At 57.7% G+C, this 19720-nt stretch carries 18 protein-coding genes; 5 read left to right on the top strand and 13 right to left on the bottom strand.

The window, feature by feature from the left end; translation table 11 throughout:
- Positions 1-67: 67 nt before the first annotated feature.
- Positions 68-502, bottom strand: a complete 435-nt coding sequence (locus F4V43_RS11580) for a CBS domain-containing protein (RefSeq protein ID WP_150458396.1) — start codon at positions 500-502, stop codon at positions 68-70.
- A gap of 114 nt (positions 503-616) precedes the next feature.
- On the bottom strand, positions 617-1816 hold the full coding sequence (locus tag F4V43_RS11575; protein WP_150458395.1) for an amidohydrolase: 1200 nt from the start codon (positions 1814-1816) through the stop codon (positions 617-619).
- A 181-nt stretch (positions 1817-1997) separates the two neighbouring features.
- Here F4V43_RS11575 and ftsW point away from each other — a divergent pair, with 181 nt between their 5' ends.
- A complete protein-coding gene (gene ftsW, locus F4V43_RS11570) occupies positions 1998-3248 on the top strand; it encodes a putative lipid II flippase FtsW (RefSeq protein WP_150458394.1) in 1251 nt (416 codons plus the stop codon).
- A gap of 112 nt (positions 3249-3360) precedes the next feature.
- Here ftsW and F4V43_RS11565 read toward each other — a convergent pair whose 3' ends face one another.
- A complete protein-coding gene (locus F4V43_RS11565) occupies positions 3361-3726 on the bottom strand; it encodes an Asp23/Gls24 family envelope stress response protein (RefSeq protein WP_150458393.1) in 366 nt (121 codons plus the stop codon).
- Positions 3727-3886: 160 nt separating this feature from the next.
- Between F4V43_RS11565 and cax the strand changes: the two genes are divergently transcribed.
- Positions 3887-4960: a calcium/proton exchanger gene (gene cax, locus F4V43_RS11560; protein WP_150458392.1), complete on the top strand. Its 1074-nt coding sequence runs from the start codon at positions 3887-3889 to the stop codon at positions 4958-4960.
- Between the two features lie 129 nt (positions 4961-5089).
- On the opposite strand, the gene F4V43_RS11555 is transcribed toward cax, so the two are convergent.
- The 5 genes from F4V43_RS11555 to F4V43_RS11535 form a co-directional block, all read right to left on the bottom strand.
- The gene (locus F4V43_RS11555) at positions 5090-5392 is read right to left on the bottom strand and encodes a YlaN family protein (protein WP_150458391.1); all 303 of its coding nucleotides are present in this window, start codon (positions 5390-5392) and stop codon (positions 5090-5092) included.
- 171 nt (positions 5393-5563) lie between these two features.
- Positions 5564-5809 carry an HPr family phosphocarrier protein gene (locus F4V43_RS11550; RefSeq protein ID WP_150458390.1) on the bottom strand — a complete coding sequence of 82 codons (246 nt, stop codon included), beginning with the start codon at positions 5807-5809 and terminating at the stop codon, positions 5564-5566.
- Positions 5810-5911: 102 nt separating this feature from the next.
- Positions 5912-7027, bottom strand: a complete 1116-nt coding sequence (locus F4V43_RS11545) for an aminopeptidase (protein WP_150458389.1) — start codon at positions 7025-7027, stop codon at positions 5912-5914.
- A gap of 101 nt (positions 7028-7128) precedes the next feature.
- Positions 7129-8031, bottom strand: coding sequence for a hypothetical protein (locus F4V43_RS11540; RefSeq protein ID WP_150458388.1), 903 nt, complete (start codon positions 8029-8031; stop codon positions 7129-7131).
- 91 nt (positions 8032-8122) lie between these two features.
- Positions 8123-10108 (bottom strand): sensor domain-containing diguanylate cyclase, encoded by a 1986-nt coding sequence (locus tag F4V43_RS11535; RefSeq protein ID WP_150458387.1) that lies wholly within the window; start codon positions 10106-10108, stop codon positions 8123-8125.
- A gap of 405 nt (positions 10109-10513) precedes the next feature.
- On the opposite strand from F4V43_RS11535, the gene rpsD reads away from it, so the two are divergent.
- Positions 10514-11113, top strand: coding sequence for a 30S ribosomal protein S4 (gene rpsD, locus F4V43_RS11530; RefSeq protein ID WP_150458386.1), 600 nt, complete (start codon positions 10514-10516; stop codon positions 11111-11113).
- A gap of 168 nt (positions 11114-11281) precedes the next feature.
- The gene (locus F4V43_RS11525; protein ID WP_150458385.1) at positions 11282-14251 is read left to right on the top strand and encodes a transglycosylase domain-containing protein; all 2970 of its coding nucleotides are present in this window, start codon (positions 11282-11284) and stop codon (positions 14249-14251) included.
- Between the two features lie 54 nt (positions 14252-14305).
- Here the strand turns inward: F4V43_RS11525 and F4V43_RS11520 are convergent, their stop codons facing one another.
- The 3 genes from F4V43_RS11520 to F4V43_RS11510 all read right to left on the bottom strand — a co-directional run bounded on the left by F4V43_RS11520 (position 14306) and on the right by F4V43_RS11510 (position 16801).
- The gene (locus tag F4V43_RS11520) at positions 14306-15031 is read right to left on the bottom strand and encodes a 5'-methylthioadenosine/adenosylhomocysteine nucleosidase (RefSeq protein ID WP_150458384.1); all 726 of its coding nucleotides are present in this window, start codon (positions 15029-15031) and stop codon (positions 14306-14308) included.
- A 73-nt stretch (positions 15032-15104) separates the two neighbouring features.
- Positions 15105-16115 (bottom strand): catabolite control protein A, encoded by a 1011-nt coding sequence (ccpA, locus tag F4V43_RS11515; protein WP_150458383.1) that lies wholly within the window; start codon positions 16113-16115, stop codon positions 15105-15107.
- 218 nt (positions 16116-16333) lie between these two features.
- Complete coding sequence (locus F4V43_RS11510; RefSeq protein ID WP_150458382.1) at positions 16334-16801, bottom strand: hypothetical protein; 468 nt, start codon at positions 16799-16801, stop codon at positions 16334-16336.
- Positions 16802-17015: 214 nt separating this feature from the next.
- On the opposite strand from F4V43_RS11510, the gene F4V43_RS11505 reads away from it, so the two are divergent.
- The gene (locus F4V43_RS11505; RefSeq protein WP_150458381.1) at positions 17016-17549 is read left to right on the top strand and encodes a type 1 glutamine amidotransferase domain-containing protein; all 534 of its coding nucleotides are present in this window, start codon (positions 17016-17018) and stop codon (positions 17547-17549) included.
- Positions 17550-17657: 108 nt separating this feature from the next.
- Here the strand turns inward: F4V43_RS11505 and F4V43_RS11500 are convergent, their stop codons facing one another.
- The gene (locus F4V43_RS11500; protein WP_150458380.1) at positions 17658-19079 is read right to left on the bottom strand and encodes a DUF4179 domain-containing protein; all 1422 of its coding nucleotides are present in this window, start codon (positions 19077-19079) and stop codon (positions 17658-17660) included.
- Positions 19072-19602, bottom strand: a complete 531-nt coding sequence (locus F4V43_RS11495) for an RNA polymerase sigma factor (protein ID WP_150458379.1) — start codon at positions 19600-19602, stop codon at positions 19072-19074. Before F4V43_RS11495 ends, F4V43_RS11500 begins: the two co-directional genes overlap by 8 nt.
- Positions 19603-19720: the final 118 nt, after the last annotated feature.

Genomic DNA, 19720 nt, shown 5'->3' with positions numbered 1-19720 from the left:
GGAACGGAGTATCCGGCGCCTCTGTCGGCGCTGATTGGGCGGCTTAACATTGGAGCCGCTTCAGTCTCTAGTGCAAGTGATGCTCCGAGATATCGCTCAGCGCGTCCCCGGCATTGTCGGCAAAAATGCCGCGGACCGCCAGATCGCCGATGGATACAATGCCGACCAGCTTGCCGTCGTCGGTGACAGGCAGACGGCGAATCTGCTGTTCCGCCATCAGCTCGGCGGCCTCGTCGACAGTGGTATAGCGCGAAGCCGTGCGGATGCCGGTCGTCATCACCGTCTCGATCGAAGTCGAGCCGGAATGCTTCTCCGCATAGCCGCGGGTAACCAGGTCGCGGTCGGTCACAACGCCGATCAGCGTCTCGCCGTCAGCGAACTCGACAACCGGAATGAAGCCGGTATCGTGATCCTTCATCTTGACGGCAGCTTCGTAAATATTGTCCTGCAGCGTGACAGTAACGGGACGGGCAGACATAATTTCCTGTACGGTTCTCTTCATGCTTGTTCACGCCTCCTGCATTCGATTCGCCGGAGTGCCGCCCCTCTCTGGGCAGACTGACCGGCTGTGCGAATATAGGCTGTCCCTGCGTCTGCCCGGTTATGCGCAGCCGCCCTAAGCTTGCGCTTCCTTCTTCGGAGCGGCAGGCTCCCGAAGCCGGGAGTCGGCCATGGCAGCCAGCAGCTTCGCTCCGTGCAGCAGCGCATCCTCGTCGAAGTCAAATCGGGGATGATGGTGCGGATAGACCGCATTCTTCGCCGGATTGCCCGCTCCCACGAACATGAAGCAGCCGGGAATTTCCCGGACATAATAGGCAAAATCCTCCGCAGGCATAATGGGCTCCATCCCGGCAACCTTCACCTGGGGCCCCAGCGCCGCCGGAGCTACGGCAAAGAACCGCCGGGTCTCTTGCTCATGGTTCACCAGCGTCGGGTAGCCGATCATCATCTCGATCCGCGCCTCCGCCCCGTAGGCGGCAGCTACCGACTCCGTCATCGAACGGATGCGGCTGCGGATCAGTTCACGCGATTCCTCGTCGAAGGTGCGCACCGTTCCGGAGATCCGGCATTGCTCGGCCACCACATTCTGGGCCGAGCCTCCTTGAATCGTGCCGATGCTGACCACAGCCGGACGCAGGGGGTCTACATTGCGGCTGACAATGCTCTGGAGCTGCAGCACCAGAGCCGATGCCGCCACAATACTGTCGGTCGCCCGGTGGGGCGCCCCGGCATGGCCCCCCCGGCCGTTAATCTCGATGAAGAACTCATCCGTCGAGGCCATCAGCGGTCCTGCCGCGCTCGCGGCTGTGCCCACCGGCAGCGGCGTCCACAGATGCAGTCCGTAGACCGCGTCCGCTCCTTCCAGAGCGCCGTCCGCAATCATGCCGAGCGCGCCGCCCGGACAGACTTCCTCCGCAGGCTGGAACAGGAAGCGCAGCTCTCCGGCCACTTCCTCCCGCATGCCGCTGTAATAGCGGGCCACGGCCAGCAGAATCGCCGTGTGTCCGTCATGTCCGCAGGCGTGCATGACTCCCGGAACGCCGGAGGCATAGTCGCATTGCTTCTCATCCTGAATCGGCAGCGCATCCATATCGGCTCTAAGTACGACCGTCGCGCCGGGCTTGCCGCCGCGAAGCACGCCGAGCACGCCGTATCCGCCGCCGCAGCGGCGCGCCTCCAGGCCGAATTCAAGCAGCTTGTCCGCTACAAACGCCGATGTAGCCTGCTCCTGGCCGGACAGTTCCGGGCGGCGATGCAGATAACGCCGCCAGGACACCATGTCCGGCTCCAGACTTTCCCATGTGATCCGTTCCATCCGCTTCCATTCCCTTCCCCTTGTTGCTTCCTATTGTAGCAGATGACCCCCTGAACCGACTATCCCGCCTTGCTCTGCTCTTTCTTGCACTGGACCTGGAAACATACTATCATGATTAGAGAAATACGGTGATTGCTAGTACTAAATATGCGGCCGATCGCGCATGAATGGGATGACAATAATGAAAGAACAGGAACCAAGCAGCCGCCCAAGGAAGGGCGCGCCCGATTTTCAGCTCTTGATTCTGGTGCTGCTGCTCGTCGGCTTCGGCCTGGTCATGGTATTCAGTTCCAGCTCGGGTGAAGCGCTGGCAACCAAGAAATACAATTACGATGCCTTTTACTTTCTGCGCAAACAAATCGTCTGGGCGGTTCTCGGTTCCTTCGCGATGCTGTTTGTCATGAATATTCCGTACGCCAAATTCAAGAAGTGGTATGCTCCGCTCTTTCTGCTGACGCTGATTCTGCTTCTTGCCGTCCTCTTCACCTCGCCGATCAACGGCGCAAGAAGCTGGCTGCAGCTCGGCGGGCTCGGCATTCAGCCGACCGAAATCGCCAAGCTGTCGATTATTCTGTATCTTGCCGCGCTGATCAGCAAGAAGGGCGAGAAATTCCGGGACCTGCGAAGCGGCTATATCCCGGTTATGGTGATCGTCGGGATTGTCGCCGGGCTGATTATGCTCCAGCCCGATCTGGGCTCCTGCCTCGTCCTGGTCGCGACCAGCGGCCTGGTCATTTTTGCAGGCGGGGCCAGTCTGAAGCATATTCTCGGATCGGTTGCCCTGCTTGTGCTTGGCATCGGGATCGTCATGGGCGCCAAGACGCTGATCGATTCGGTCTCCGGTCCCTCTCCGGCAGCCGTGCAGAGCGAGAACGATTACCGCAAAGGACGGATCGAGGCTTATCTCGACCCGTTCGCCGACCCGCAGGGCAGCGGCTACAATATTATCCAGGCGCTCACCGCGCTTGGCCAGGGCGGCGTAACCGGCTCGGGCATCGGCAACAGCGTTCAGAAGCTGCATTACCTCAAGTATCCGTACACCGACTTTATTTTTGCCGTCATCGGCGAAGAAACCGGCTTTATCGGGACAGCCTTGTTCCTGATGCTGTACCTGTATTTCATCTGGAGGGGCGTGCTGGTCTCCCTTCGCTGCAAGGACCCGTTCGGAACGCTGGTCGGGATAGGCGTTATGGGCCTTATTGCCATTCAGGCCTTCGTCAACATTGGCGGGGTCACCAAGACCATTCCGCTGACCGGGGTTACGCTGCCGTTCATCAGCTACGGAGGCACCTCGCTGCTCATTACGATGGTCTCGGTTGGCATCGTGCTCAGCATATCGCGCGAATCCTCCCGGCCGATGAAGGAAGAAGTCACTACTTCGGTCCGGGTTACCCAGCCCGTCAAGCCCGGTCCGAGATCGGTCGTCCGGTAAGAAGCGCGGCATTCAGGATGCCGCAACACGAAGAAGGGAGCCGTTCCTTCTGCCTTCCGGCAGGAGAAACGGCTCCCTTCGTTCGTCTGTCTTCCATTCAGGAAATTTCGCCTCAGGAAATTTCGTCGTTCTTGAAGGCAACGCCTTCCACCTTCACATTGACTTCAACCACGCGCAGCCCGGTCATGCTCTCTACCGCTTCGCGGACGTTCTGCTGAAGCATCCGGCATACTTCGTGGATCGGAGTCTCGTACAGGACCAGAATCCGCAGATCAATAGCCGCTTCCAGTTGGCCAACCTCGACGGTAACGCCTTTCTGTACGTTCTTTCCGCTCAGGCGCTTGGCCCAGCCTTCGGACAATCCGCCCGACATGGCTGCGATCCCCGGGGTTTCCAGAGCCGCCAACCCGGCTATTTTTGAAACGACGTCGTTCGAGATTCGAATGTTTCCCATTTCCAGTTGCAGTTGTTCAGCCATGCCTATAGTCCCCCTCGCGCTCATTATCAATTATTGTAATTCCTGCCCCCCTTAAATGCAAATCGCTTTCTCTCAGACTCGTTTACACTTCGGGATTATTTGGGTATATTGAGTTAGGAATCCACAAATACATACAGAAAGAATCGAGGTGTGTCCGATTTTGAAAAAATGGTTATCTCCGTCTCTGCTCGCCGTCTTCTTCGTTCTTAGTGCGATCGGCCACTACATGGACTGGAACCATACGCTGCAGTTCGTGCTGTCGGCTGTTGCCGTCGTATTTGTCGCCGGTTTTCTGGGAAGAGCGACCGAGAGTGTCGCCCACTATGCGGGCCAGCGGCTCGGCGGGTTTCTCAATGCGACCTTCGGTAACGCAGCCGAGCTGATTATCGCTATCTTCCTCGTCAAGGAAGGCCTGTTCGATATGGTCAAGGCAAGTCTGACCGGCTCCATTATCGGCAATTTGCTGCTGGTCCTGGGCCTCAGCATCCTGGCAGGCGGTCTCAAGCATAAAGTCCAGAAATTCAACATCACCCTGGCCGGACTGAACGGCTCGCTGATGATTGTGGCCGTAATCGCGCTGTTCGTCCCGGCTATGTTCCTGAATACGCATTCGATCACGGACAAGGATACGGACGTGCTGAGTCTTGTCGTTGCAGGCATTCTTATCGTGTCCTATATCGCCTGGCTGATCTTCTCCATGATAACGCATAAGAGCTATCTGGACGACGTGACAGAAGACAACGAGGAAGAGCTGCCCAACGAACATGCGCCGGCCTGGTCCAAGGGGCGTTCCATCTTTTATCTGGTGCTGGCTACCGTTATGGTTGCGTTCGTCAGCGAATGGCTGGTCGGCACGCTGGAGAGCCTTACCGAGCAGTTCGGTCTCAGCGAATTGTTTGTCGGCGCGTTCCTCGTAGCCATTATCGGCAACGCCGCCGAGCACAGCGCCGCCGTCATGCTGGCTATGAAGAACAAGATCGGCGCCGCTGTCGAAATCGCCATCGGCAGCAGCCTTCAGATTGCCCTGTTCGTCGCGCCGGTCCTGATCTTCGTCAGTGCGTTCACGGCGCATGGCACCATGGATATTGTCTTCACCACCATCGAGCTTGTGGCCATTGCCGTCGCCGTCTTTATCGCCAAATCCATTACCCAGGACGGCGCGACCAACTGGTACGAAGGGCTGCTGCTCCTTGCCGTCTATCTGATCCTCGGCGTATCGTTCTACCTGGTCTAACCCTTAGATTCCATTATCGCCGTACGCAAAAGAGCTTCCCGGGGCGCCGTTACCGGCGCCCCGGGAAGCTCTTTGTGGTTGGGTCCGTTCTCCGCCTTGCCTGCACCGCTTGCGCTGTACGGGTTTGCGCTACTCTGCCGCGCTCTTCGCTTTCTCGTTCAGCGCCTCGTACAGGACCGCCAGTTCGCGTTCCAGTCTGCTCAGAATCTGTTTGCCCAGAGATTCGGCCAGCAGACCCGCACGGACGGCAAAATCTACTTCTCTTGAGAATCCGTACATTTGCGTATCCAGTACTTCCTCGTAGAGAGGGCAATAGCGCGTAGCCAGATTCTCCATCTGCACTTCGATCAATTTCTGGATTTTATCGGCATCTTCTTGAAGAAGAGTAACTGCTTTTTGATTCAGTTGTTCCTGCAATTCCGATGAAGTCATCCTTCTTCCCCCTCTGGCCCAAAATAACGGGTACACCCCTATTTCTTTAATATTAGTCGAAATTGGGGCTTAATACAAGGCGCCCCTCTGCGCCGGGGCCCAGTTCAATTCTTGCAGGGCACAGAAAAAAGCGCCTTCCCATCCGGGAGGACGCTTCGCTGCCGCCGAGTTCTACTCTTCTACAACTGTGAAGTGCAGGCCATGCTTCTGGAATACTTCGCTCAGCGCTTTCTTGGCTTCTTCGGCATCGCTGCCGTGAACGTGCAATTCATAGCTCTGGTTAGATACCAATGTGGTAAACAGTCCCAGGATGCTCTTGACGTCGATGTACTTGTTCTCGGCTTGGAGTACGATGGAAGAGCTGAAACGGCTGGCCGTCTGGGCAATTTCCACGATTGCCGCGTTGTTATTGGACATAGGAATCCCTCCGCAACTGGATATGGAAAACTGATGGAGTCTCTTTCCTTCTCATGATAATTGAATCCGCTTACTCATGCAAGGGATATTCTGGGTAAGCGTTTATTTCAGGTTCTCGGGGTTCAGGCCTTCCAGTTCAGGCAGGACGAAGATGCCGTCCTTGCGGATCAGCCGGCCATCGAAATAGATTTCGCCGCCGCCGTATTCCGGACGCTGGATGAGAACCAAATCCCAGTGAATGGAAGAGCGATTGCCGTTGTCTGTTACATCATATGCTTGACCCGGTGTAAAATGCAGACTGCCGGCGATTTTTTCGTCGAACAGAATGTCCTTCATCGGGTGCAGAATATACGGATTGAACCCGATGGCGAATTCGCCGATATAGCGCGCGCCTTCGTCGGAATCCAGAATTTCATTCAGGCGCTTCGTGTCATTGCTGGCGGCTTCCACAATCTTGCCGTCCTTGAAGGTGAAGGTGACATTCTCGAAGGTAACCCCGTTGTAGAGGGAAGCCGCATTGTAGGCGATCGTTCCGTTGACGGAATTCCGCACCGGTGCGGAATACACTTCGCCGTCGGGAATATTGCACTGGCCCGAGCACTTCTCGGCTCCGATTCCCTTGATCGAGAAGGTCAGGTCCGTACCGGGGCTTACCACCCGCACCTGGTCCGTATTCCGCATGAGTTCGGCAAGCGCGTCCTCGGCTTTGTCCATCTTGGCGTAATCCAGCGTGCATACGTCGAAGTAAAAGTCCTCGAACGCCTCTGTGCTCGTATTGGCGAGCTGGGCCATGCTGGCGTTCGGATAGCGGAGTACGACCCACTTCGTATGCTTGACCCGCTGTTCGCTGTGCACGGGATGGGAATAGAGCGAATTGTACAGCCGCATCTGCTCTTCCGGCACATCGGACAGATCATTCACGTTCTCTCCCGCGCGGATTCCGATGTAGCCCTGCATCTGCTTCATCCGGTACAGGTCGTAATCCGCCCAGGTCTGAAGACTTTCCTTGGTCGCGTTCATCAGCATCGACCGCTGCACCGAGCGGTCGGTCAGTTCTACAAAGGCATGGCCGCCGGCTCTGCCGATCTCCTCGACTACGGCTTTCAGCAGGTCGCGCTCCGTGCCGATCATCTCAACCAGCACATTCTCCCCTGGTTGTACGTTAACCGAGTAGTTCACCAGCGTCTTCGCCAGTTTCTCAATTCTGGGGTCTCTCATCGTTCTCGCTTCCTTCCTTCACAATCCTTAAATAGACAACCCTATCTATTGTAGCATGTCCCCGAGCCGGCGGTCGATCCCTCCGGGAGCTCTGTTCCCCCTTACCGGTACCGGTCAAAATCGGCCGCGCTGGTCTCCGTCTCCTTGACGTTCGCTCCAGCCGATTCTTCCCGGACCGTACGCGTTCGGGACAAGCGCTTCGGCAGATAACGGCGGCTGTCAATATCCAGCCGGTAGACCGTCTCGACTTCGGCACTCGCCAGACGGGCCTGCAATCTGCTGTTCTCTTCTGCCCACAGCCGCAGAGCCGCTTCACGCCCCGAGGGCAGCGATTTCTTAAGGTCCGACATTTCTCGCTCAAGCTCCCGCTGCAGCTCTGTCCTTGCCGCTTCCGGAGCCAGCTTCAGCTTAAGCCGCACCCGGCCCGGCCCGGCTCCTTGTTCATAGGAGAGGTCTCCTTCCAGACTCTCCATCTCTTCCAGCGCTGCGACCGGATTGAACGGCGCTGCCCCCGCGCCCGAAAGGTCAGCACTCTTCATCGCTGTCCAGGAGCCGTTCTTCTTCGTCAGGCTTACCGCCCCGAACGGCTCTTCCCGCGGCAGGGAACGCTTCCGGGTCCCGCTGCCGGCCGTCTTCCCTTCCCCCTTGGACGGAGAGGGGGAAGACAACTGCGGATACAACAGCAGCGTCTGATGATCCTGCAGCCGGCCTTCATAACGCCGGAAGCTCCGCTGCTCTCCTCCTACGGTGAGCGCCGTTGTTCCTTGGCAGCGAACCGAGTCGCTGCCGAGGAGCCCGGACACGGCCAGCCCCAGGCTCTCCCTTGCCGTCCGGTTGTCTCCGCCTGCGCCGCAGCCCGGAAGCGCCAAGGCAAGGGCGGCAAGCAGCAGCCAACCGGCGACGGCTCGCACCGGCCGAATCCGCTTCGGATGGCGTTTCCCGTTCGTTTCGCAGGGCATAGGCTGCCTATTCAGCTTGTTCCTCTTGCTGCGTATCGCTCGCACCGTGACATCCTCCTTCTGGCTGGCTTGCAATACGTCTAGACTGCCCCGATCCGGTAGACCTTACGCGAATAAAAACCCCTGAGAAAATTCCTCAGGGGTTGATCCAGCCGGCTTCCGCCTTCTTCCGGTCGGCAACGACCCGGTTGCGTCCCGTATTCTTCGCTTCATACAGCGCCATGTCCGCCCTGTAGAACAGCGATTCGACGCTGATCCGTTCTTCGGTCCAGCTCCAGTCGGCAATGCCGCAGGACACGGTAACCTGAGGCTCCGTCTCCTGCTGAACGCGGACCCGGACACGTTCGGCAACCACAAGCGCCTGATCCAGGCCCAGTTGGGGCAAATAGATAGCCAGCTCTTCCCCGCCCCAGCGGGCGGCTACATCCCCGCCACGGATCGAGGTCCGGATCACCTCGCTGACCTGCTTGAGAATCTTGTCTCCCTGCTGATGCCCGTATGTATCGTTCACAATCTTGAACTCGTCGATATCGACAACGATCAACGACCCGCAAAAATCATTGCCCTGGCGGAATTTGATCTCATCATCGAGATAGTGGCGGGCGAACAGTCCGGTCAGCGTATCCCGGTTGGCCAGCCTTCTCACTTCGGCGTGCAGCAGGGCGTTGCCCACAGCCAGTCCGATATGTCCCGCTACCGCCTGCAGAAACTTGTAATTGTCATAAGAGAAGAAGTGGGGCTGCTGATGGCTCAGCATAATGACGCCTCTTACCTGGCCGCCGACACTGAGGGGCGTGGCAATCAGCGAATGCGAGTCGGTCAGATCCATCAGCTTGGAACGCGTCTCGTTGAAGTCCAGGTAGTCCGACAAAATCATAGACTCCCCGGTCTCGTATACTTTCCCGCCCAGTCCTCTGCCGATCTCAATAATCTCATTCGCCAGAGCCGGGTGGTTGCACGCTACGGCCTCCAATCCGCCCTTGTCTTCGTTGAAATGCAGGATGCAGCAGTAATCCGCTTCGAACATATCCATCAGTTCTTCAAAAGCGGCCTCGAACGTATCTTCCAGACGCAGACTCTGGTTCAGCCGCTGCGTCAAATCGTTGCTCATCCGCAGCTCGCGGACGAGCTGGTTGGAACGCTCATACAGCTTCGCATTCTCGAAAGCGGTCCCAGCCGTGCTCGCGATCATTCCGAGCAGCTCCCGGTTCACGTCGCAGGAACCCCGCTGGGTCAAATGGAGCACGCCGTACACCCCCTGCTTGCCGCCCAGCGGCAGGGCAATCTCCATCTGCTCGTTATCGCCGGTTCCGAGGCGTACGGATACCGTCCCGTCCTTGAACGCTCTCTCCCGCACATCGTCGCCCTCCCAGCCGGTCGGCAGCGGCTTGACGCGCGAGAAGCCGCTCACCTGGTCCTGCGAGATGTACAGGGTCAGTTCGGCATCGGGGAACATCGCTTCCAGACTGTCGAATACTTCCGTCAGCACAGCGCGGACGTCAATCGAGTCATGCATGCGCTGAACCATCTGGAACAGCAGCGAATGATGGCTGCTGGCGCTCTCGCCGTCGCCATGAACGCTGGCGAGATCGGAGATGAACGAATACTCGAAGCGGCGGTAGAAGATCGTCCGGAAATGCGGAGCCATGGCTTCCGCCGCATTCTTCCCTCCCGCCGAGAACTGAACAGCGGGCATGGAGCAGCCGAGCAGGGCGAAGATCTCTCCCCGGGAACGGCTGCCGACCGGGAGTGCCATATAGGATTTCTCCGCTCCGTCTTCTACAATCTGCAGGCTGCATTCCCGCCGCGAGAGAAGGCTGACCGATGCGACCTGCTCCCACAGCGGATTGTCCGACGCTTCCCGCTCCAGCGAATCCGCCAGCCATCTGCCCTTGTAATCGAATAAGCTCCATTCCCAGTTCTCAGCAAAGGAAAGCCGGGTTCCATTCTCGATCCATTCCCGGAAAGTCTCCATAATCATCCCGGCGGCATGGGGAAAATCAGCCTCAAGCATGTCCGCTTCGGCAAGCCAGGCAACGGGGTCCTCCCCGCTCCAGTCCGCTGTGGAGCCCTTGATCAGGGCATGATGATCTTTATGGCCGTAAGCTTCATGCTCTGACATAAAGAGGTTCCCCTTTACCTTCAATTTCAAACCCTGCGAGTTCATGCAAACCGTACACTAGCAATTAACCATATTTTACTCTTTCTCATATTCCCTTGCATTATATTTTCGGTAGAATCGGGATTTTTTTTTAGGCCCTTAGAACTATCGTCAATATTAATTTTGATTTGGCTTGGATTTGCTTGACTTCATCATGGTATTTCATATAATATTTATTGTTGAGCAAGACTGTATCAGTCTGCATTGGGCGTAACGTTGTGTCACCCTCACGCATTTTGTTACTGAAGGAGCAGCGGCTGAACTTCTCCCTCAGTGCGGCCGTCCGTTCGGACAGTGCCGCCTTATACGAAAAGCGGCGCAAATAGAGCCCTGAAGAATTTCATGTAAAAAGGAGTCTACTATAACATGGCACGTTACACCGGTCCTAAATTCAAACTCAGCCGCCGGCTGGGAATCTCCCTGAGCGGCACAGGCAAAGACCTGAAGCGCCCATTCCCTCCGGGACAGCATGGCGCCAACCAGCGCAGAAAGATCAGCAACTACGGCATGCAGCTGCAAGAGAAGCAGAAGCTGCGCCACATGTACGGTCTTGGCGAGAAGCAGTTCCGCACGCTGTTCGAGCATGCACAGAAGATGCAGGGTATCGCGGGCGAGAACTTCATGTTCCTGCTTGAGAGCCGTCTGGACAACCTCGTATACCGTCTCGGATTTGCGAACTCCCGCGCCGGCGCCCGTCAGCTGGTCTCCCACGGCCACGTAACGGTTAACGGCAAGAAGGTCGACATCGCCTCCTACCGCGTTAGCCTCGGCGACGTCATCGGTCTTCGCGAGAGAAGCCGTTCCCTGTCTTCCATCAAGGAAGCCCTGGCGAACCGCAATCACCTGCCGGCATACCTGGAATACGCCGACACCGCTATGGAAGGCAAGTACATCCGCCTGCCGGAGCGTTCCGAGCTGTCCCAGGACATCGACGAGAAGCAGATCGTCGAATTCTACAACCGTTAATCCGCCCGGCATCCGAGAGGATGCGGGTCCGAAGCCTCCGGCTATGCCGGGGGCTTCTTTTCGCTGTCTGGCCTTTTCTCCTGTCCTCCTGCCTCATCGCCTGCGAAGCGCATTCAAATTCTCCGAATTATGCTATAATAAGTCCGTTATAAAGGAGGATTGTCGTTGATGGTTGAGGACAACAAGCAAAAGAAAGCCAAACCTAACCCCACCCCGAAACCCGGGCGAAGATCCTGGCTGCGCCGGCTGGGCTCCGTCTTCAAATGGATGTTCATACTCGGCCTGATGGGAGTCCTGTTCGCCGGCGGCGCCGTGGGCGGATATATCGCTTCCATTGTGAAAGACGATCCGGTGCGCTCCGGCAAGCTGATTCACGAAGAGATCGAGAAGAACGACGTTACCGGCTTCGCTTATTTCCGCGACGGTTCGCCAATCGGCCAGCTGCGGACCGAAGAGGACCGCAGGCTCGTTCAGTACAAGGATATTCCGCAGGTCATTCTCGACGCTGTGGTCTCGATTGAGGATAACGACTTCTACACTCACCCCGGCGTCGATTTCCGCGGTACGCTGCGCGCCGTGAAGCAAAAGCTGCTGAATGAACCGGTGCAGACCGGAGGCAGTACGCTGACGCAGCAGCTCGCCCGCCGCGTCTTTCTGAATTTGGACCGGACGGAAGACCGGAAGGTCAAGGAGATTTTGCTGGCTCTGCGCCTGGAGCGCTTTTTGACCAAAGAAGAAATTATTACCGCCTACCTGAACAAGGTGCCCTTCGGCAACGGGGCAAGCGGATACAATCTGTTCGGAATCAAAGCGGCCGCCAAAGGTATCTTCGGCATCGATCAGCTGGACAAGATCAACATTGCGCAGGCCGCCTATCTGGCAGGCCTCCCTCAGCTTCCCTCCTCCTACTCCGCCTTCAAGGGAACGGGCGAATTCAACGAGGCCGCCTTCAAGCGGGCGGTGGAACGCCAGCAGCTGGTTCTGCGCCGGATGCTCGAGGAGAACAAAATCACTTCCGAAGAGTATCGGGAAGCGCTGGCTTTTGATATCAAAGGATCGCTGGCTCCCCGGACCCAAAAAGCCTATGTGACTTACCCCTATCTGATGCTGGAAACGGAACGTCAGGCTACCGCCATTCTGCTCTCGATGGAGAATGCCAAGTCCGATACGGATGCCGGGGCGGCCGAGAATGCGCCGTCTGCGGCGAGTGCGAACAACTCTTCCCAGGCGTTTGAAGACGCGCGCCGGAAATTGATGACCGGAGGCTACCGGGTGTACACCACGATTGACAAGAAGGTGTATTCCGCGATGCACAGTGTGTCGGAGGACAGCTCCAACTTCACGCCCGACAGCAAAACCAAGGGCAAGGAGCAGACCGCCGGCATGATGATCGATAACAAGTCCGGCGCTATTCTGGGCATGATTGAAGGTCGGGACTTCAACATTGAGCAGATGAACTATGCCACGCAGATGATTCGCCAGCCGGGCTCGACGATGAAGCCGATTGCCGCCTATCTCCCTGCTCTCGAAGCCGGGTTGATTCAACCGGCCGGCATCCTTGACGATGCTCCGATGGTCATGAAGGACGGAGAGAAAGGCTTCCATATCCCGAAGAATGCCAATAACCGCTATCAGGGGCTGGTTACCGCGCGTTACGCGCTGAACAACTCGCTCAATCTGCCGGCTCTCAAGCTGTTCAACGAGAAGGTCGGCATCAAGAACGCCTGGGCCTTCGCCCGAAAGCTGGGAATTACAACGCTTGAGGACAAAGATGACTACGCGCAGACCGGCGTACTCGGAGGCTTGACCCACGGGGTCTCGGTCGAAGAGCTGACCAATGCGTATTCCGCCATCGGCAACGGCGGGGTATTCAACGATGCCTATATGATCGACAAGATCGTCGATGCCGCCGGGCATATTGTCTACCAGCACAAGGCGGAACCGGCTACGGTATTCTCGCCGCAGACCGCCTACCTCATGACCGACATGCTCCGTACCGTCATAACGGACGGAACCGGCAGTACGGTCAAGAGCAGCTACAAGCATTTTCAGGATATTCCGATTGTCGGCAAGACCGGATCGACCCAGAACTACGGCGATGTGTGGTTCATGGGCTACACGCCCGATGTCACACTCGGAATGTGGGTCGGATACAAGGAACAGATCAACACGCTTGAGGGCAAAACCCAGCGCAAGCAGGCGCAGGCGTTGTGGAGCAAAGTCATGAACGCCGTGATCGACCGGAGACCAGAGCTCTTTGAGACAAAGACGTTCAGCAAGCCCGAAGGCATCGTCAAAAGAACCGTCTCTGCTTACAGCGGCAAGCTGCCGACCGATCTTACCGACAAATTCACTACCGACCTCTTCAATGAGAAGTATGTGCCGACCGACAGTGATGACGGAATCGCCCAAGCCACCTATATTTCCTATAAGGGCGTGAACTATATTCCGCAGGAGGGAACCCCGGAAGACTTCCTGAAAGATAAGGTGGTCGTTAAGCGGGACAAACCGATTCAGGAGCTGGTTAAAGAGCTTCTGGACGCCTTCAAGGGAATGAAGGAGCACGAGCCGCTGGAGTATTATATGCCGGAGGATGCCAGAACCGACATGCCGACCGAAGTCGATCCCCGGTTCGATGACGGCGCCGCGCCGCAGGCTCCGGCCCGCGTATCCGTGTCGTATGCGACCGGCAAAGCCGTGGTAACCTTCACGCCGAGCCATTCGGCGGATGTCGTCGGCTACCGGCTGTACCGTTCGCTCGACGGTGTCTCCTACCAGAAGCAGGCCGTGCTGAGTGCGGGAGACGGATCTACGTTCTACTCCGGAACCCCGGCTTCCTCGGGCGCAATCTTCTATGTCGTGGCTGTTGATGTCGCCGGGCATGAATCTTCGTCGGAACGGGTTGGGGCCCCGACGCCCGAACCTTCGCCAAGCCCGGATAACACGCTGCCTCCGGGTCTCGGGCTGCCGGAAGGAGAACCGACTCCGGGCAGCGGCGAACAGCCCGGCGGCCTGCTCCCCGGCGCAGACGCCGGCGTGGACCCCGGGACCGTCGCGGACCCCGGGACGGGAGCCGTCGATCCCGGCATGATTATTGTTCAACCGGGCGGCGAGGGAACCGAAGTCGACACCGATTAAGCAGAAGGGCCGTACCTTACAGCAGACGCTGAACGGTACGGCCCTTCTTGTTCGTCAGAAAGCGTCGGTTCCGGACAAGTTCGGGAGGCGCTTCAGGATGTACATCAGAATTTCGTGGCTTCTTCGTGAAGCCAGCTCGGTAAATTCACGGTAGCTCATTTCTGCCGAACCGTCGGCTTGGTCGGACATCGACCGCAGAATAAGGAACGGCACCTCGTTCATCGAACAGACCTGGGCTACGGAAGCCCCTTCCATCTCGGCGCAGCATCCCGCGAATTGTTCCCGGAGAGCGGCCGCCTCCTTCCGGTCGGCGATGAACCGGTCTCCGGACAGCACCCGTCCGGTAACGGCATGCACGCCGCTGTCCCGGCAGGCCGCTTCCGCAAGCGCAATCAGCGCCCGGTCGGCAGCGAACACGGAGTTGTCCTGGTAAGGAATCATCCCTGGCGAATAACCGAGAGGCGAGGCATCCATATCGTGCTGAATGCAGTCTGATGAAATAACCAGGTCGCCGATTTCAAGTTCCGGATGCAGCGCACCTGCTACACCGGTGAACAGTACCGCATCCACGCCGAACCGGTCGATCAGAATCTGCGTGGTCACGGCAGCATTGACCTTGCCGACCCCCGTCGTACAGACGACGGCTTTGTGCCCTTGCACCAGTCCTTCATAGAAGCGGATACCGGCCCGGACGCTCTCCGTCTTCTCCTTCATTTCCTCCAGCAGCAGCCGGACTTCTTCCTCCATTGCTCCGATCAGTCCGAGTCTCTTCGGACGCATGGCAGTCTCCCCCTTCGTTTTCTCAAAAAAAGAAGCCCCGAACGGGGCTTCCTGTAAGCTTGTACGACTTGGCCTATTCGTTCACATGGCTGACAGACAGACGGAGAATGGTCTCATGCGGCAGAATCACCCGCGGATTATCGACCGTCTCCTTCTTCATCAGCTTCGTCAGCAGACGCATGGCCACGGCGCCCAGGTCATACATCGGCTGGGCTACGGTCGTCAGCAGCGGACGAACCATCGAAGCCATGCGAATGTTGTCCACGCTGATCACCGAGAAATCACCGGGAACCTTGAGGCCTTCATCCTGAATGCTGTGAATGGCGCCGATAGCCATCTCGTCCGTTGCCGCAAAAATTGCCGTCGGCTTCTTCTTCAGACCCAGGAAGTACTTCATGGCTTCTACCCCGGATTCGTACCGGTAGTTGCCGATGCGGACAAGATCCTCCTGATATTCAATTCCAGCCGCTTCCAGCGCCCGCTTGTAGCCCTGGAACCGGGCGTAGCCGTTGGCCGGGTCCTGCAGCGTGCCGCTGATCATGGCGATGTCGCGGTGTCCGTGCCGGATCAGCGTGTTGACTGCATCAAAGGCCGCCGTCTCATGGTCGATATCCACGGAAGGATACAGCCCCTTCTCATCGCTTGTCGCACACAGTACAATCGGAACCGCAGCGGTCTGGAAGGCCAGAATATGTTCTTCCGTTACCGTGCCGCCCATGAACAGAAGCCCGTCCACCTGCTTCTCGAGCAGCGTGTTGATGACGCGGATTTCCTTCTCTTTGCGCTTGTCGGCATTGCACAGAATAATGTTGTAGTGGTACATGTTGGCGATATCCTCGATACCGCGGGCGATTTCGGCAAAAATCGAGTTCGAAATGTCGGGAATAACCACTCCGACCGTCGTCGTCTTCTTGCTGGCGAGGCCTCTCGCCACCGCATTCGGGCGGTAGCCCAAGCGCTCGATCGCTTCGTATACTTTCTTGCGGGTCTGAGGCTTCACGTTCGGGTTGTTGTTCACAACCCGGGATACCGTAGCCATGGATACGCCTGCTTCTCGCGCCACATCGTAAATGGTTACCGTCAATATACTCTCTCCATTGCGATAAATTTTATCGATCATTCAATTAAAAACATGATACGACACTTCGTGCTTTTGTGCAATGATAACGCTTCAATTTCCTTTCAGAATTTCTTTCAAAGACGTTACTCTACACGGTGTTGCTTCATTAATTTAATCCTATCAAAATTCGACGCAAAAATCCATCATTCCTGAAAAATTTTCAATAGTTTTTCAGATATATTTCAATTCGATTCCATTTTCATTCCATTTAAGGCCACACCGGTAAGGCTTGACAATCTCCGCTCGATCTCCGCCATCCAGGTCGCCTCTCCTGCGGCGAAAGCGAACCGGTACAAATCCAGCAGCAGATCAATCCGGCCCTGAACGGCTTGCTGAATGGCCGGCCCCAACCCTTCTTCCTCCGCTGCTCCCGCACCTTCTGACGTTAGCGTGTCCCGCACGATAGCGGCCCATTCGGAGCGTTCGGCAAAGGACAGACTGCCGGAGGGCGTCTGCTCATTCAATTCCGCCAGAAGGGTCATCAATTCCTGGCGAATCATCGGCACCGGCTCATAGATGCCGCAGCGGGCACAGCTGTAGACCGGTACCTCCGCGATCTGAACTCTTCGTTTATATATCAGGGTATGCATATGTATCATCATTGCGGCTCCGCAGCCGCAGCGCTTCTGAATCCTGCTCCAATCGCTCATAACAGACACCTCGGACCTGATCGGTGATGCCGAAAATCGGCGATTTTCGGACTACTTGATTTATTCGGCGCCAGAGCGCTCAATTCCTTCCGATTGCATATCATGTTTTATTTACCAGATCGGCCAGAAGCCAGGGCTTACTCCCGCAGAGTGACTTCACGGACCCGATTTGCTACAATTGGATTGACATTGGATGAAGGGGTGAAGCTGCGCCATGCGACTTACTGGCAAACGAGTCATTGCGCTTGTAGACGACGAATTCGAAGATCTGGAACTCTGGTATCCGGTCTACCGGGTACGGGAGGAAGGCGCCGAGGTAGTGCTGGCCGGCTCGACAGCCGGGGCAACCTACACCGGCAAATATGGCGTTCCGGCCGTGGCCGACCGCTCCTGGGACGAGCTGGATGCGGCCGATTATGACGGCATCCTCGTTCCCGGCGGCTGGGCGCCGGACAAAATCCGCCGCTATCCCGCTGTGCTGAAGCTGATTCGGGATTTCCACGAAGCCTGCAAGCCGATCGGACAAATCTGCCATGCCGGCTGGGTGCTGATCTCCGCCAAGATCCTGAAGGGCGTGACGGTTACCTCTACTCCCGGCATCCGGGACGACATGGAGAACGCGGGAGCCGTATGGAAGGACGAGCCGGTCGTGGCCGACGGTCATATTATATCGGCGCGTCGTCCCCCGGATCTCCCGCCTTACGGCAAGGCCTTTTGCGATGCGCTGGCCGGTTCCGGCGAATCGTGAAGCGAATCCAGTAACAGATAGAAGGAAGCGGCCTCTGAACCTTCGGGTTTCAGAGGCCGCTTTTGCGTCGTTCCGGGACCGGCCAAGGCCGGCTTCCGGGCGATGCGGCTAGCGGATCCGTATCGTCTTGGCTTCGAGCACGGGACTCGGATAAGAAGAGATTCGAAAGGTCAGCGGTTGCGGCAGTTCTGCGGCGGTGCCCAGGTCATAAATAAAATCCTGCCGTTCCTCCCCGGAGGAACCGCTGTAAGACGAAGAAGACCGGTTCGCGTCCATGCGGTGCCGCTTCCCTTCCCCATCTGTATAGTCTTCCTCCAGATTGATTCCGTAGCGCAGGTATTGCTTGCTGCCGTCCTTGCCGATAAGCTGCCCCAGCTGATAGGACAGAATCAGCTGACCCTTGGCCGCAGGCTGCTCCGAGAAGGAGAGCTTGTCATCCGGCCCCTGCAGCACCCGCTGCCGCTTCGTATCCACGACCAGGTCCAGCTTCGTCTTATCCAGCGCTTGAAGGCCCAGGATATGAAGCTCCATGGCTCCGTTCGCATTCCGGTTGTCATTCTCAAAAATCAGGGTCCGTCCGCCGTCCGTCCGGTACATCTCTGTGGAGGAGGTCAACTCCGTCGTCGGCTGCTTCCCCCCGCTCTCTTCCGTGATCGTCGGCTTGATCGCGCTGAACAGCTGCTTGGAATTATCTTTGCCGTACATATAGTCGAGGTAAATGCCGGTTGTTCCGTAATACGCCTGCTCCAGCGTCAGGCTCTGGCCGCCGATGACAAGTTCCTTGTCCAGCCTGCGCACTTTACCCGAAGCGATATCCGCCGCCGGGTCAAGCTTGATCGGAGCCTGCAGAACCGTCCGGTATTTGCTGCTGCTCGCACTCAGCGCCGCCGCATTATCCGGCGTCATGGTCAGGCTTGCCGTCCAGTCTCCCTTCGGCTGGTAGCCGTCCGCCCAGTTGATGCGGATCAGGTGCGGAACGGCGCCGATTCGCCCTTCCTCCTCCGACCAGCCCGAATAGGAGATGAGGGAAATCGCTTTTGGGCTCTTCCCCTTCAGTTGGAAGCCTCCGATTTGAACCTTCTCCTCCGTCCGGTTCTCGGTCGTATACAGCACGATCATGCCCCGGCGGTCGGCAATGACCGCATCCACGGTAAAGGAATAGCCGTTCTTCTCTCCGCTGGACGATCCGATCCGGGTGTACTGACCGGAATCGAGCGCAGAGCTGACCGTAATATCGCCTTCGGCAACCGCGCGATATTTCTCCAGGCTGCCCCAGCTCAGCGGCGCTTCCCGGCTGCTGCGCAGCTCCCCGGTCCTCCCGGACAGCCAGGGGAGGGCGAACAGGAGCAGCAGAACCGCCGCAGCTGCGCCGGCTGCCGCGCGCAGCCGTCTGGCCGCGGTTCGGCGCGCCCGCCCGCGGCCTATTCCCGACCGGACGGCGCGTTCCAGCGCCTCGTCCGGAACGGCCCCGCTTTCGGCGGGCAGAACGCCGAAATAGTCGCGGAGCGCTTTTTCCTCAGCTTCATACATCGTCTTGATCCCTCCTGTTCCCCAATCGGCGTCTCATTCCGGCCAGCCCCTTGTTCAGCCAGGTCTTGACGGTGCCTTCCGGCTTCTCCAGCACGGCCGCTATCTCGGCTACCGTCATGTCGCGGTAATATTTCAGCACGAGCACCTGCCGGTATTTCGGGGAGATGCCCTCAAGTGCCCGCTCCATGTCGAGCCTGGCGTCGCTGCTCATCTCGGCGACTCCGTTCTCCGCCGGACTCCGGTAGCCGGCCGACCGGCTGCGCTTGCGCCGCTTCAATTCGTCGTTGCAGCAGTTGATGACAATCCGGATCAGCCAGGGGCCCATCCGTTCCGCCTCCCTGAGGCTTCCCCGCTTGATCCACGCCCGGCAGGTCGCCTCCTGCAGCATTTCCAGCGCATCGGACTCGCTGCGCAGATAGCTGTACGCGATGCCGTATAAGGTCCGCCGGTGCTCCCCCACCTGCCGGAAGAATTCCTCTTCTTCGGACAGGGACGGGGCCTGTATCTGAATCAGGCTCTCCATATCGTTCTCCTTTCGCCCCTTCTTCCATATAGACGTCCGGGAGCCTCAAACGGTTTTGTTTTGCTGCAAATTCCGCTACACTAAGGCAGGAATGCTATTATACGGGAGTGTATCTAAG

Origin of the sequence: Paenibacillus spiritus, assembly GCF_008710135.1 — a bacterium.
Taxonomy (GTDB): Bacteria; Bacillota; Bacilli; order Paenibacillales; family Paenibacillaceae; genus Paenibacillus_AQ; species Paenibacillus_AQ glufosinatiresistens.
This window is presented reverse-complemented; position numbering and strand designations above follow the sequence as displayed.

What these genes read in the sequence shown, in the direction of transcription:
- F4V43_RS11580 (WP_150458396.1), bottom strand. Translation starts at nt 502, where the DNA reads ATGAAGAGAACCGTACAGGAAATTATGTCTGCCCGTCCCGTTACTGTC.
- F4V43_RS11575 (WP_150458395.1), bottom strand. Translation starts at nt 1,816, where the DNA reads ATGGAACGGATCACATGGGAAAGTCTGGAGCCGGACATGGTGTCCTGG.
- ftsW (WP_150458394.1), top strand. Translation starts at nt 1,998, where the DNA reads ATGAAAGAACAGGAACCAAGCAGCCGCCCAAGGAAGGGCGCGCCCGAT.
- F4V43_RS11565 (WP_150458393.1), bottom strand. Translation starts at nt 3,726, where the DNA reads ATGGCTGAACAACTGCAACTGGAAATGGGAAACATTCGAATCTCGAAC.
- F4V43_RS11555 (WP_150458391.1), bottom strand. Translation starts at nt 5,392, where the DNA reads ATGACTTCATCGGAATTGCAGGAACAACTGAATCAAAAAGCAGTTACT.
- F4V43_RS11550 (WP_150458390.1), bottom strand. Translation starts at nt 5,809, where the DNA reads ATGTCCAATAACAACGCGGCAATCGTGGAAATTGCCCAGACGGCCAGC.
- F4V43_RS11545 (WP_150458389.1), bottom strand. Translation starts at nt 7,027, where the DNA reads ATGAGAGACCCCAGAATTGAGAAACTGGCGAAGACGCTGGTGAACTAC.
- F4V43_RS11535 (WP_150458387.1), bottom strand. Translation starts at nt 10,108, where the DNA reads ATGTCAGAGCATGAAGCTTACGGCCATAAAGATCATCATGCCCTGATC.
- rpsD (WP_150458386.1), top strand. Translation starts at nt 10,514, where the DNA reads ATGGCACGTTACACCGGTCCTAAATTCAAACTCAGCCGCCGGCTGGGA.
- F4V43_RS11525 (WP_150458385.1), top strand. Translation starts at nt 11,282, where the DNA reads ATGGTTGAGGACAACAAGCAAAAGAAAGCCAAACCTAACCCCACCCCG.
- F4V43_RS11520 (WP_150458384.1), bottom strand. Translation starts at nt 15,031, where the DNA reads ATGCGTCCGAAGAGACTCGGACTGATCGGAGCAATGGAGGAAGAAGTC.
- F4V43_RS11510 (WP_150458382.1), bottom strand. Translation starts at nt 16,801, where the DNA reads ATGAGCGATTGGAGCAGGATTCAGAAGCGCTGCGGCTGCGGAGCCGCA.
- F4V43_RS11505 (WP_150458381.1), top strand. Translation starts at nt 17,016, where the DNA reads ATGCGACTTACTGGCAAACGAGTCATTGCGCTTGTAGACGACGAATTC.
- F4V43_RS11500 (WP_150458380.1), bottom strand. Translation starts at nt 19,079, where the DNA reads ATGTATGAAGCTGAGGAAAAAGCGCTCCGCGACTATTTCGGCGTTCTG.
- F4V43_RS11495 (WP_150458379.1), bottom strand. Translation starts at nt 19,602, where the DNA reads ATGGAGAGCCTGATTCAGATACAGGCCCCGTCCCTGTCCGAAGAAGAG.